The 12,415-nt window shown below is 73.1% G+C and carries 11 protein-coding genes; 8 read left to right on the forward strand and 3 right to left on the reverse strand.

Annotated features, from left to right (window positions below; genetic code table 11):
• Window positions 1–5 precede the first annotated feature (5 nt).
• The 7 genes from E0493_RS13760 to E0493_RS13790 all read left to right on the forward strand — a co-directional run bounded on the left by E0493_RS13760 (window position 6) and on the right by E0493_RS13790 (window position 8,417).
• Window positions 6–1,142 carry a GNAT family N-acetyltransferase gene (locus E0493_RS13760; protein WP_160937554.1) on the forward strand — a complete coding sequence of 379 codons (1,137 nt, stop codon included), beginning with the start codon at window positions 6–8 and terminating at the stop codon, window positions 1,140–1,142.
• A gap of 218 nt (window positions 1,143–1,360) precedes the next feature.
• Window positions 1,361–2,647 carry a capsule biosynthesis protein gene (locus E0493_RS13765; protein ID WP_160937555.1) on the forward strand — a complete coding sequence of 429 codons (1,287 nt, stop codon included), beginning with the start codon at window positions 1,361–1,363 and terminating at the stop codon, window positions 2,645–2,647.
• 114 nt (window positions 2,648–2,761) lie between these two features.
• On the forward strand, window positions 2,762–3,742 hold the full coding sequence (coxB, locus tag E0493_RS13770; protein ID WP_160937556.1) for a cytochrome c oxidase subunit II: 981 nt from the start codon (window positions 2,762–2,764) through the stop codon (window positions 3,740–3,742).
• A complete protein-coding gene (gene ctaD, locus E0493_RS13775; protein ID WP_160937557.1) occupies window positions 3,739–6,285 on the forward strand; it encodes a cytochrome c oxidase subunit I in 2,547 nt (848 codons plus the stop codon). Before coxB ends, ctaD begins: the two co-directional genes overlap by 4 nt.
• Window positions 6,286–6,295: 10 nt before the next feature.
• Window positions 6,296–6,673: a hypothetical protein gene (locus tag E0493_RS13780; protein ID WP_160937558.1), complete on the forward strand. Its 378-nt coding sequence runs from the start codon at window positions 6,296–6,298 to the stop codon at window positions 6,671–6,673.
• Window positions 6,673–7,308 carry a cytochrome c oxidase assembly protein gene (locus E0493_RS13785; RefSeq protein ID WP_160937559.1) on the forward strand — a complete coding sequence of 212 codons (636 nt, stop codon included), beginning with the start codon at window positions 6,673–6,675 and terminating at the stop codon, window positions 7,306–7,308. The genes E0493_RS13780 and E0493_RS13785 overlap by 1 nt, the downstream gene beginning before the upstream one ends.
• Window positions 7,305–8,417 carry a c-type cytochrome gene (locus E0493_RS13790; RefSeq protein WP_160937560.1) on the forward strand — a complete coding sequence of 371 codons (1,113 nt, stop codon included), beginning with the start codon at window positions 7,305–7,307 and terminating at the stop codon, window positions 8,415–8,417. The genes E0493_RS13785 and E0493_RS13790 overlap by 4 nt, the downstream gene beginning before the upstream one ends.
• A gap of 86 nt (window positions 8,418–8,503) precedes the next feature.
• Here E0493_RS13790 and E0493_RS13795 read toward each other — a convergent pair whose 3' ends face one another.
• On the reverse strand, window positions 8,504–8,977 hold the full coding sequence (locus E0493_RS13795) for a GNAT family N-acetyltransferase (RefSeq protein WP_160937561.1): 474 nt from the start codon (window positions 8,975–8,977) through the stop codon (window positions 8,504–8,506).
• 165 nt (window positions 8,978–9,142) lie between these two features.
• Between E0493_RS13795 and E0493_RS13800 the strand changes: the two genes are divergently transcribed.
• The gene (locus E0493_RS13800) at window positions 9,143–9,907 is read left to right on the forward strand and encodes a meso-2,3-butanediol dehydrogenase (RefSeq protein WP_160937562.1); all 765 of its coding nucleotides are present in this window, start codon (window positions 9,143–9,145) and stop codon (window positions 9,905–9,907) included.
• 79 nt (window positions 9,908–9,986) lie between these two features.
• Here E0493_RS13800 and E0493_RS13805 read toward each other — a convergent pair whose 3' ends face one another.
• Together E0493_RS13805 and E0493_RS13810 are read right to left on the reverse strand one after the other, a co-directional pair.
• Entirely contained in the window at window positions 9,987–11,534 is a 1,548-nt protein-coding gene (locus tag E0493_RS13805; protein ID WP_160937564.1) for a DegQ family serine endoprotease, read from the reverse strand.
• 147 nt (window positions 11,535–11,681) lie between these two features.
• A complete protein-coding gene (locus tag E0493_RS13810) occupies window positions 11,682–12,410 on the reverse strand; it encodes a pyridoxamine 5'-phosphate oxidase family protein (RefSeq protein WP_160937566.1) in 729 nt (242 codons plus the stop codon).
• Window positions 12,411–12,415: the final 5 nt, after the last annotated feature.

The raw sequence follows: 12,415 nt of genomic DNA on the forward strand, positions 1-12,415 counted from the left end.
CCCGCTTGCCCGCGCCGGTGGAGGTCCGCCCCGTCGGCGGCGCGGCGGAGGCCGAGCTGTTCGTCCGCCTGCCGGCGCGGCTCGGCGGGGCCGCCGCCGGCTGGTCGGTGCCGCTCTTCGCCGATACCCGCCGCATCTTCGATCCCGGCTTCAACGCCGCCCTGGCCGAATGGTCGGTGCCGCGCTGGCTGGCCTTCCGAGACGGCCGCCCCGTCGGGCGCATCGCCGCCGCCTGGCCGCGCGACGGGGTGGCGAGCCAGGGCATCGGCGGCTTCGGCTTCCTGGCGCTGGAGCGGGAGCCGGCGGTGCTGGCGGCGCTGCTCGGCGCCGCCCGGCGCTGGCTGGCGGAGCGCGGCGCCACGCGGATGCGCGGGCCGCTCTCCTTCACCATCAACCACGAGGCCGGCGCGCTGGTGGAGGGCGGCACCCTGCCCATGCCACGCATGCCGCGCAACCCGCCCTGGCTGCCGCCCATGCTGGATGCCGCCGGGCTGGCGCGCGAGATGGACCTGCTGGCCTGCACCCTCGACCTCGCCGAGGAGGCCCACCGGCCGCGCTTCGCCGCCCTGCTGGCGCGCTGGCCCGGCCGCTCGGAGCTGCGCGTCCGCCGCCTGCGGCCTGGCCGGCTGAGCGAGGAGGTCGGCCTGATGCGCGACCTGTTCAACGACGCCTGGGCGGAGAACTGGGGCGCCCTGCCCGTCTCGGCGGCCGAGGCGGCCACCATGGCGCGGCTGCTGCGGCCGCTGCTGCTGCGCGGCGCCGTGTTCTTCGCGGAATGGCGCGGCGAGCCGATCGGCGTCGCCTCGCTGATCCCCAACATCGAGCCCGCCGCCGCACGGCTGGACGGCCGGCTGCTGCCCTGGGGCTGGGCGCGGATGCTGCAGGCCCTGGCGGGCGGGGCGGCCAGCGCCCGCATGCCCATGCTCGGCATCCGCCGGGCCTGGCGGGGGCATCCGGTCTCCGCCTATGCCATGGGGGCGCTGCTGAGCGCGGCCATCGGCCATGCCGAGCGGCGCGGCTGGGCACAGGTGGAGGTTTCCTGGATCCTGGCCCACAACACGGCCATGCTGCAGGCCATGGCGCGCCTCCCCGCCCCGGTGAGCGGCCGCTGGCGGCTGTGGTCGGCCGGCCTCGGGCACTGACGCGCTCCCCCCGCCCTCCGGGGTGAGGGGAGGCCGGGGGAGCGACCTCCAGGCCCCCCCCTCCCCTCGCCGGCTTCCGGCCCCCCGGTAGGCGGGGATGCGGGGAGACCTCACCACCGGAGAAATTTTTTACCATCCTGCAAGCCGCGCTCTGCCAGACTGCGGGAAGGGGCCGGATTTGACAGGACGCATGCCGGCCGCTTTGAACGAAAGGCACGATGTCGGCCCAAGAACCTACGGCAGCAAAACGCTTCCTCTTCCTGCAGGGGCCGATTTCCCCCTTCTTCCCCCGGCTCGGCGCCGGGCTGCGGGAGCTGGGCCACGCCGTCCACCGCATCAACCTCAACCTGGGCGACCGCCTGTTCTGGCAAGGCCCCGGCGCGGTGGATTTCCGCGGCCGCCCCGCCGAATGGCCGGCCTTCATCGCCGGTTTCCTGGATCGGCACGCCATCACCGACATGGTCCTGCTCGGCGAGCAGCGCGCGTACAACAAGGTCGCCATCGCCGCCGCCGAGGCCCGCGGCGTGCGCGTGGCGGTGACCGACTTCGGCTACATCCGCCCGGACTGGATCGTGCTGGAGCGCGACGGCATGAACGCCGCCAGCCGCTTCACCCGCGACCCGGCCGAAATCATCCGCCTGGGCGCGCGCCTCCCCCCGCCCGAGCTGGCCACGAAATACCGCGACAGCTTTCCCGCGCAGGCGCGGTGGGACATCCTCTACCACCTCGCCAGCCTGCTGCCCTGGCCCTTCCCGCACTATGCCAGCCACCAGCTCTACAACCCCATCCCGGTCTATCTCGGCATGGCCTGGCGGCTGCTGCGGCGGGGCGCCGCCAACCGCCGCGCCGAGACGATCCTGCGGGAGCGGATGGGCACCGGCCCCCTCTTCCTGATGGCCATGCAGATGGAGACCGACTTCTCCATCCGCGCCTATTCCAAGTATCGCGACCTCGACAGCGCGCTGCGCGAGGTGGCGCAGAGCTTCGCCGCCCATGCGCCGGCCGACGCCCACCTGCTGGTGAAGGTGCATCCGCTGGACCCCGGGCTGAAGAACTGGAAGCGCCGCAGCCAGCGCATCGCCCGCGAGTTCGGGCTGCAAGGGCGGATGCACTATCTCGGCGGCGGCAACCTGGGCGCCATCGTCGAGGAGGTGCAGGGCACGGTCACCGTGAACAGCACGGTGGGGCTGCGCTCCATCCTCGACCAGAAGCCCACCTTCGCGCTGGGCGAGGCGCTCTACCGCATCCCCGGCCTGGTCTTCTCCGGCCCGCTGGACCGCTTCTGGACCGAGGCGACGCCGCCCGACCCGGCGCTGCGCGAGGGCTTCCTGCGCTGCATCGCGCACATGCTGCACATCCGCGGCACCTATTACGGCCAGCCCGGGCTGGACGCGGCCGTGCAGGCGGCGGTGCGGCGGCTGCATCTCGGCCTGCTGAACCAGCCCGACCCGGCGCTGCCCCTGGCACCGCTGCCGGAGCCCGCCGGCAGCGGCGCGGGCGGCTGAGGCCGGCAGGCCCCGGCTCCCGCGCGGCGGATTACAGCGCCGCAACCTCTTCGCCGCCCTGGCGTTGCCCCGGCCATGGCGCGGCACGGCCGCTTCCGCTCCGCCGGGGGGATGATGCGACTGAAGTTGGGAGGCTGCCGCGGCCGGGCGCTGCTCGCCCTGCCCGTGCTGGCGGGCTGCAGCGGCGCGCAATCCGCGCTCGACCCCGCCGGCTTCGAGGCCGATGCGGTCGCCCGCCTGTTCTGGATCATGCTGGGCGCCGCCGCCCTGCTCTGGGTGGCGGTGCTGGGGCTGGCCCGCTACGCCGCGCGGCCGCGGCAGGAGCCCTGGCGGCACCGCAGCGCCGGGCGGCTGATCCTGTGGTGCGGCGCCATCGGCCCCACGCTGCTGCTCTGCGGGCTGCTGGTCCATTCCCTGCTGCTGATGCCGGCGCTGCGCGCGCCCGGCGGCCCCTTGCGCGTGGAGGTGCAGGGCGAGCAGTTCTGGTGGCGAGTGCGCTACCACCCGCCGGGCGGCGGCCCGCCGGTGGAAAGCGCCAACGCGCTGCGCCTGCCGGTCGGCCAGCGGGTGGAGCTGCGCCTCACCAGCCCGGACGTGATCCATTCCTTCTGGGTGCCCGCCCTGGCCGGCAAGATGGACATGATCCCCGGCCGCACCAACCGCCTGGTGCTGGAGCCTTCCCGCACCGGCCTCTTCCGCGGCGCCTGCGCCGAGTTCTGCGGCGCCTCGCACGCCCTGATGGCCTTCACCGTGGAGGTCATGGAGCCCGCGGCCTTCCAGCGCTGGCTGGCGGAGGAGGGCCGCCCGGCCGCGGCGCCGGCCGGGGAGGGCGCGGCGCTGTTCCTGAAGAACGGCTGCGGCGCCTGCCACACGGTGCGCGGCACGCCGGCGGCGGGGCGCGTCGGGCCGGACCTGACGCATCTCGCCAGCCGCCCGACGCTGGGCGCCGGCATCCTGGACAACACCCGGGCGAACCGCGAGCACTTCATCACCCATCCCCGCGAGATCAAGCCATCCGCGCTGATGCCGGGCTTCGGCATGCTGCCGGAGGGGGAGATCGCCGCGATCGCGGCCTGGCTGGGAAGGCTGCAATGAGCGACGAGACGACGACGCGGCACGACGGGGCCGACCGGGCGCGGCAGGAAGCGCAGCAGCGGCGGCTGGACGCCGCCTGGGAAACGCCGAAGGGCTGGCGCTACTGGTCGGCGGTGAACAACACCGAGGTGGGCGTCTGGTACACCGCCACCTCCTTCCTGTTCTTCCTCTTCGCCGGCGCGCTGGCGCTGCTGATGCGCGCCCAGCTCGCCGTGCCGGACAACGGGCTGGTCTCCGCCCCGCTCTACAACCAGGCCTTCACCCTGCACGGCACGGCGATGATGTTCCTCTTCGCCGTGCCGATCTTCGAGGCGGTCGCGATCCTGCTGCTGCCCACCATGCTGGCGGCGCGCGACCTGCCTTTCCCGCGCCTCTCGGCCTATGGCTACTGGTGCTTCCTGATCGGCGGCATCTTCGTCTGCGGCTCGATCTTCTTCAACGCGGCGCCGGATGCCGGCTGGTTCATGTACCCGCCGCTGACCACCGACACGCGCATCACCGGCATCGGCGCCGACGTCTGGCTGCTCGGCCTTTCCTTTATCGAGGTCGCCTCCATCGCCGCGGCGGTGGAGCTGATCGTCGGCGTGCTGAAGTGCCGGCCGCCGGGCATGCGGATCAACACCATCCCGCTCTACTGCTGGTACGTGCTGATCGTGGCGGGGATGATCCTGTTCGCCTTCCCGCCGCTGATCGCCGGCGACATCCTGTTCGAGCTGGAGCGGCTGGCGGGCTGGCCCTTCTTCGACCCCAAGCGCGGCGGCGACCCCGTGCTGTGGCAGCACCTGTTCTGGATCTTCGGCCACCCCGAGGTCTACATCGTCTTCCTGCCCTCGATCGCGCTGCTGGCGATGATCATCCCGACCTTCGCGCGGCGGCCGATCGTCGGCTATTCCTGGATCGTGCTGGCCGCCGTGGGCACCGGCTTCCTCAGCTTCGGGCTGTGGGTGCACCACATGTTCACCATCGGCCTGCCCGCCATCTCGATCGGCTTCTTCTCCGCCGCCTCCACCGCCGTCGCCATCCCCACGGGCGTGCAGATCTTCGTCTTCATCGCCACCATGCTGGCCGGGCGCGTGACCGCCTCCACGCCGATGCTGTTCGCCGCCGGTTCGCTCGCCATCTTCGTCGTCGGCGGGCTGACCGGCGTGATGGTAGCGATCGCGCCCTTCGACTGGCAGGCGCATGACAGCTACTTCGTCGTCGCCCACCTGCACTACGTGCTGATCGGCGGCATGCTGCTGCCGCTCTTCGCCGGCGCCTACTACTATTTTCCGCTGATGACGGCGCGCAAGCTTTCCGACCGGCTGGCGCGCTGGGTGTTCTGGCTGATGTTCGCCGGCTTCAACATCGCCTTCCTGCCGATGCATCTCAGCGGGCTGCGCGGCATGCCGCGGCGCATCTTCACCTATCCCGGCGGCATGGGGCTCGACTGGCTCAACCTGGCCTCGTCGGCGGGCGCGGCGATCTTCGCGGCCGGCGTGCTGCTCTTCACCTGGGACGCCGCCTGGGGCTGGCGCCGGCGCGCCAACGCGGAGCGCAACCCCTGGGGCGCCGGCACGCTGGAATGGCTGAACCCGCTGCCGCAGCCGAGCTGCGGCGTGCGCAGCGTGCCCGGCATCGCCTCCCGCTATCCGCTGTGGGACGACCCCGACCTGCCGCGCCGGGTGGACGAGGGCCGCGAATACCTCCCCGATGCCGAGGAGGGGCTGCGCGAGACGCTGGTCACCTCGGTGCTGGACGCCGGGCCGATCCAGTGCCTGCGCGTGCCCGGCCCCAGCTTCCTGCCGATGGTCGCGGCGATCCTGACCGGCGCGGTCTTCATCCTCACCACCTTCCATCTCTACTGGAGCGGGCTGGTCTTCGGCGTGGCGGCGCTCTTCGCCATCCTCGCCTGGCTTTGGACCGGCACCGCCATGGTGCCGGAGAAGCAGGCCAAGGATGTCGGCCACGGCACCCGCCTGCCGCTCTACAGCTCCGGCCCGCACTCGGTCGGCTGGTGGGCGATGTTCATCACCATGACCGGCGACATGACGGCCTTCGCCAGCCTTCTCTTCGCCTATTTCTACTACTGGACCATCCTGCCGGTGTTTCCGCCGCTGGATGCCGCGGGCGCTCCGCTCGGCCCCGGCCTGCTCTGGCCCGGGCTGGCCCTGGCGGCGAGCCTCTCCGCCTGGGGGCTGATGCTCTGGGCGCGCCGGCAGAACGCCGCCGGGCGCGCGGGCGGCCTGCGGCTCGGCCTGCTGCTCTCCGCCCTGCTGGCCGCCGGCAGCGCGGCGGCGATGCTGATGGGCCCCTGGCAGGCCGGCCTGCAGCCGGAGACGCATTCCTATCCCGCCGCCGTCTGGGTGCTGCTGCTCTGGGCGGCGGCGCACTATGCCGCCGGCATCGTCATGCAGCTCTACGCCGTCGCCCGCAGCCTGGCGGGCAAGCTGACGCGCGAGCACGACATCGATATCCAGAACATCGTGCTCTACTGGCATTTCGCCGCCATCACCGGCCACGTCACGCTCGCCACCGTGGCGCTGTTCCCGCTGCTCGCGTGAGGAAGCGGCCATGCTGATCTACAACCGCAAGCACGCCGACCTCTGGACCCTGCTGGCGCCGCCGGCGATCTGGGCCATCCATTTCCTGGTCTGCTACGCCGCCGCCGCCATCGCCTGCGCCAAGGCGGAGGACATCTTCGCCGGCCTGGGCGGGCTGCGCATCCTCATCCTGGTCGTCACCCTGCTGGCGCTGGCGCTGATCGCCGTCGCCGGGCTGCAGGCGCGGCGCCATTGGGGCTTCGGCACCGACGACCCGCCCTACGAGCAGCCGACCGCCGACGTCCGGCAGCACTTCCTCGGCTACGCCACGCTGCTGCTTTGCGCCCTCAGCTTCGTCAGCGTCGTCTTCGTCGCGCTGCCGGCGCTGACCATCGCGGATTGCCGCTGATGGGCCGGGGCCTCGCCTCCCCCGCCCTGCCGCTCGCGGCCCTGGTGCTGGCGCTGGCCTGGGGCGGGCCGCTGCTGCTGGTCTTCGACCGCTCCTTCACCGGGCACATGGTGATGCACATGGGCGTGGTGGCGCTGGCCGCGCCGCTGCTCGCCATCGCCCTCGGCGGCACCCGGCTCGACCCGACGCGGCGGTTCCCCCAGCTGCTCGGCCCGGTGGTCGCCTCCGGGCTGGAGTTCATCGCCATCTGGGGCTGGCACGCGCCGGCGCCGCACCAGGCGGCGCGCGGCGCCTTTCCCATGCTGGTGCTGGAGCAGGGCAGCTTCCTGCTCGCCGCGCTGCTGGTCTGGCTGTCCTGCCTCGGCGCCGGCGCGGCCGACCGCCGCCCGCGCCAGGCCGCCGGCATCGTCGGCCTGCTGCTGACCTCGATGCACATGACCCTGCTGGGCGCGCTCATCGCCCTCGCTCCCCGCCCGCTCTACGACCACCCCGCCTGCCTCGGCCTGACGCAGCTGGAGGACCAGTCGCTCGGCGGCGTGGTGATGCTGCTTGCCGGCGGCGGCGCCTACCTGGCCGGCGGGCTCTGGCTGGCGGCCCGGCTGCTGCGCGACCCCGCCGAGGAGGCCACCCGATGACCCTCCGTCTCACCCTCCGGCGCCTCGCGCTCGGCCTGGCGGTCCTGCTGCTCGGCGGGCTGCTCTTCGCCTGGTCCGGCCTCTTCAGCGTGCGCGCCAGCAGCGGCCACTGGCCGGTGACCGGCTGGTTCCTGCACTGGGTGATGCAGAACTCCGTCCGCACCGACGCCCTTCCGGTCGCCGCTCCCGAGGACCTCTCCAGCCCCGCCCTGCTCGCCCGCGGCGCCGGCCATTACGCCACCGGCTGCGCGCCCTGCCACGGCGCGCCGGGCCAGCCGCAGGACCCGGTGGTGCGGCAGAGCCTGCCCGCGCCGCCGCCCCTGGTGGATGAGCCCGGCGACTGGACGCCGGCGGAGCGCTTCCGCATCGTGCAGCACGGCGTGCGCTACAGCGGCATGCCCGCCTGGGTGGCGCCGGAGCGGGCGGACGAGGTCTGGGCCATGGTCGCCTTCCTGCAGGCCATGCCGGACATGCCGCCGGAGGAATACCGCCGCCTCGCCTATGGCCCGCAGGCCGGCGGCGAGGCCCAGGCCGCCGGCGCCGCCGGGCTGCGCGGCCTCGCCCGCGACGGGATGGCGGATTGCGCGCGCTGCCACGGCCCCGACGGCCGCGGCCGCGACAACGAGGCCTTTCCGGTGCTTTCCGGCCAGAGCGAAACCTATCTCGCCCAGGCGCTGACGGCCTTCGCGCAGGGCAGGCGGCACAGCGGCATCATGCAGCCCCCCGCCGCGCGCACCGAGGCCGCCGCGCTGCGCGAAATCGCCGCGCATTACGCGCGCCAGCCCGCCTTCCCCGTGCCGCAGGCGGCGGACCCTGGCCTGCTGGCCGAGGGCGAGCGCATCGCCCGCGAGGGCATCCCGGCGGAGGGCGTGCCCGCCTGCCTGTCCTGCCACGGCGCCGCCGCACTGGCGCGCAACCCGGCCTATCCGCGCCTGCACGGCCAGCACGCCAGCTACCTGGAGAACCAGCTCGCGCTCTGGCGCGAAGGACAGCGCGGCGGCGGCCCGTTCAACGAGCTGATGCACACCATCGCGGAGCGGCTGGCGCCGGACCAGGCGAAAGCCGCCGCCGCCTGGTTCGCCACGCGCCGCGAAGCGCCGGAACAGTAGGCCGGGGGAATGAATTCCCCCAGGCCCCCTTCTTTTTTCTTCGGGTTTTCAGTGCGCGTGGCAGGTCGCGAGCCGCGCTTTCCCGTTCAACGCTCTTCCCCAGGCTTTCGGCGTTGGGCAAGCACCAGAACATGGGAGGCAGCTTCGCCCTTCGCGCGGGCGAAGCCCTGCCGGGCGTAGAAGCGGGCAGCCTCCCCCGTCTCCGTCCTGAGCCGCACGATCCGGAAGGTGTCCTGCGCCCGCCGGAGCAGTTGCGCGACCAGGAGCGAGGCGATGCCCCGGCGGCGAACTGCCCGCGCGACATAGAGGTGCCGCAGCCGGCCCACGCCTTCCTCGCTCGCGTAAGGGTCCCGGTTCAGCCCGCCGACGGCCAGCAGGGTGTCGCCGTCGAAGGCGCCCAGCAGCACCTCGCCTGCGCCGTCGAACCTGTTCGTGCCCGCGTGCCAATCCATGACCAGGCGGTCCATGAAACGGAACCCTTCGGCCACGGCTTCGGCCCGCAGCGCCTCGATGCCGACGGGAAGCTCTGCCAGCGGCCGGATCTGCCACGCGTCATGCATGCCCGCAGCATGGCTCCGCCCGCGGAGTCCCGCCGAGGCCATTCTTCGCGCCAAACGAACAGAAGAAAGAAGGGGGTTCGGGGGAATTCATCCCCCCGACCTTCCTCCCAACCGTGCAGCCGCCTTCCGCGTTGCCCACCGCAGCACAAAGCGAAAGGAACAGCCATGGCGAAGTTCGAGGGCAAGGTGGTGCTCGTCACCGGCGCGGGCTCGGGCATCGGCGAGGGCACCGCGCGGCGCTTCGCGCAAGATGGCGCGATGGTGGTGCTGGCCGGCCGCACGGCGGAGAAGCTGCAGCGCGTCGCGCAGGATCTCGACCCGGCGCGCACGCTGGTGCATGCGGCGGATGTCTCGGATCAACAGCAGGTGGAAGGCCTGGTGGCGGCCGCCGTGGAGCGCTTCGGCCGGCTGGACGTGCTGGTGAACAATGCGGGCGTGGCGACGATGGGCCCCTTCGAGGAGCTGCGCTTCGAGGACTGGCGCCAGGTGATGGCCACCGACGTGGACGGCGTCTTCCTCTGCTGCCACGCGGCGCTGCCGCACCTGCTGGAGAGCAGGGGCTGCATCGTCAACGTCTCCTCCGTCTCCGGCCTCGGCGGCGACTGGCAGATGAGCGCCTACAACGCGGCCAAGGGCGCGGTGACCAACTTCACCCGCGCGCTGGCGATGGACCTCGCCGCGAAAGGTGTGCGGGTGAACGCGGTGAACCCCACCTTCACCCTGACCGACCTCACCAGGAACATGGCAAAGGACGAGGCGCTGGTGGCGAAGTTCCGGGAGCGCATCCCGCTCGGCCGCCCCGCCGAGCCGGCCGACATCGCCGGCGTCATCGCCTTCCTGGCGAGCGAGGATGCGCGCTTCGTCACCGGCGTGAACCTGCCGGTGGATGGCGGCCTGTCCGCCTCCAACGGCCAGCCGCCGCAGGCCTGAACGCGAAAGGGCCGGGGAAGGCGCTTCCCCGGCCCCGCCACCCTTGCCGCGGGGAGGGCGCGGCCCTCCCCCGCACGGCTCAGCCCTTGTTGGCCTGGCCGGCGCGCACCGCGACAAAGATCTGCTGGCCGTCGCGCAGCACCCGCAGCGCCACCGCGCCCTTGCCGCCGCTGCCTGCCTCGCGGATCGCGCTGGCCGCCTGCTCCGGCCCCTTCACCGCGCGGTCGCCGACGCCGAGGATCACGTCCCCGGTCTGCAGCCCCGCCTCGGCGGCCGGGCTGCCCGGGCGCACCTGGGCCACCACCGCGCCCTCGGTGCCCTGCGGCAGGTCCAGCCCGGCGCGCCCGGCCTCCTCGACCGAGGCCAGGCCGATGCCGATGCGGCCACGCTCGGAACCCTCGTCACCCGCCTGCTGGCCGGCCTTGGCCTTCCCGTCCTGCAGCGTGGCGAGCTTCACCTCGACCTGCTTCTGGTCGCCGCCGCCGCGGCGCGTGGTCAGCTCCGTGCTGGTGCCGGGCGCCATGGAGGCGATCAGGCGGGCCAGGTCGCGCGGGCCGCTCACCCTGGTGCCGCCCACCGCCGTCACCACGTCGCCGGCCTTGATGCCGGCCTCGGCGGCGGGGCTGTTCGGCTGCACCTGCGCCACCAGCGCGCCATCGGCGTTCTTCAGGTTCAGCGCCTCGGCCATGGTGGCGTCCACCGGCTGGGTCGTCACGCCGAGGAAGCCGCGCTCGACATGGCCGCTCTCCTTGAGCTGCGTCACCACCGTCTTGACGAGGTTGGACGGAATGGCGAAGCCGATGCCGATCGAGCCGCCGGAGGGGCTGAAGATCGCCGTGTTCACGCCGATCACCGAGCCGTCCAGGCCGAACAGCGGGCCGCCGGAGTTGCCGCGGTTGATCGGCGCGTCGATCTGCAGGAAGTCGTCATACGGGCCGCTGTGGATGTCGCGGCCGCGCGCCGAGACGATGCCCGCCGTGACGGTGCCGCCCAGGCCATAGGGATTGCCCAGCGCCACCACCCAGTCGCCCGGCCGGGCCTTGTCGGAGTTGCCGAGGTTCAGGAAGGGCAGCTTGTCGCCGGCCTCCACCTTCAGCAGGGCGAGGTCGGTGCGCGGGTCGCGGCCGACGACCTTGGCGGAAAGCTCGCGCCCGTCGTCCAGCGTCACCTTCACCGAGGAGGCGCCGTCGACGACGTGGTTGTTGGTGACGATGTCGCCGCCGGCATCGATGATGAAGCCCGAGCCCAGCGCCTGCGCGGCCTGCGGGCGGCTGCCCTCCGGCGCGCCGAAGTAGCGGCGGAACATGCGGTCCTGCGGCGAGCCCTCGGGGAAGGGCGAGCGGAACGGCTCGGCCTCGACGCGCTCGGTCGCGGTGATGGTGACCACGGCGGGCTTCACCCGCGCCACCAGGTCGCCGAAGCCCGGCAGCGCCACCTGCGGCGCGGAAAGCTGCGCGGAGGCGTTCTGCTGGACCTGGCTTCCCTGGGCCTGCCCCCCCTGGGTCTGGACCTGCGCCTCGGCATGGGTGGGCGCGGCCAGCCAGCCGGCGCCGCCGCCCAGGGCCGTGCCGGCCAGCAGGAAGGCGGCGAAGGCGGCGCTGCGGCGGCGGTTCGTTGGGTTGCTCATGCGGCGTGTCCCTCTCGTTTGCGGGCGGCGGGCTGGCCCACCGCGATGCCCTGCAATCTGGGAGAGGCACGGTGGAAGGGCGCCGACAGAAGCATGAAAGAGTTTTCAGACTCCGGCGCCCGCCCGCCGCCACGCCGCGCCGCGGGCCTAGCGATAGGCCTCCGCATGGGCTTCCGCGAGGGCATCCTCCAGGCTGCGCCCCTCGCGATAGGCGGCCAGATCCGGCGCGCGCGCCACCCCCGGCCGCAGCCGCGGGCAGGGCTCCGGCGCGCCGATCACGGTGCGCAGCGGCAGCCGCTCGGCATAGATCGGCAGGGCGTAGTCCTCCTCGTCATCCGCCACCCCCTTGGCGCGGATCTTGGCCGCGGCGCGCTCGATCTCCATGACGATCACCGCCGTGGCCTTGATCTCCTGCTCCGTGCTGGCGCGCAGCCCGGCGGTGCGGCCGGGAAAGAAGCGGTCCACCATCATCACCAGGGCGCGGCGCTTCTCCTCCAGGTCGCTCACCAGCCGCGCCTGGCCGAAGGCCATCACCGAGCGGTAGTCGGCCGAATGGTTGAAGCCGCAGCGCGCCAGCACGATGCTGTCGAAATGCGTCACCGTCAGGCAGGCGGGCTCCCCCTCGGCGAGGTTGCGGAGCATCCGGCTGGCGCTGCTGCCGTGCCAGTAGAGCCGCGTGCCCTCGCGCCAGAACAGCGTCGGCGTGCAGTAGGGCTGGCCGTCCACCACATAGGCGACGTGGCAGAGCGCGGCGGCGTCGAGCAGGCGGTGCACCGTCTCGTGGTCGTAGAAGCCGCGGTCATGGCGGCGCTTCACGCGGTTGCGGGCATCCACCGGGTAGCTGGTCGCGTCGGCGGGCGCATCGGTGTCGGACATGGCGG

The sequence above is a fragment of the Teichococcus coralli genome, assembly GCF_009829925.1.
Lineage (GTDB): Bacteria > Pseudomonadota > Alphaproteobacteria > Acetobacterales > Acetobacteraceae > Pseudoroseomonas > Pseudoroseomonas coralli.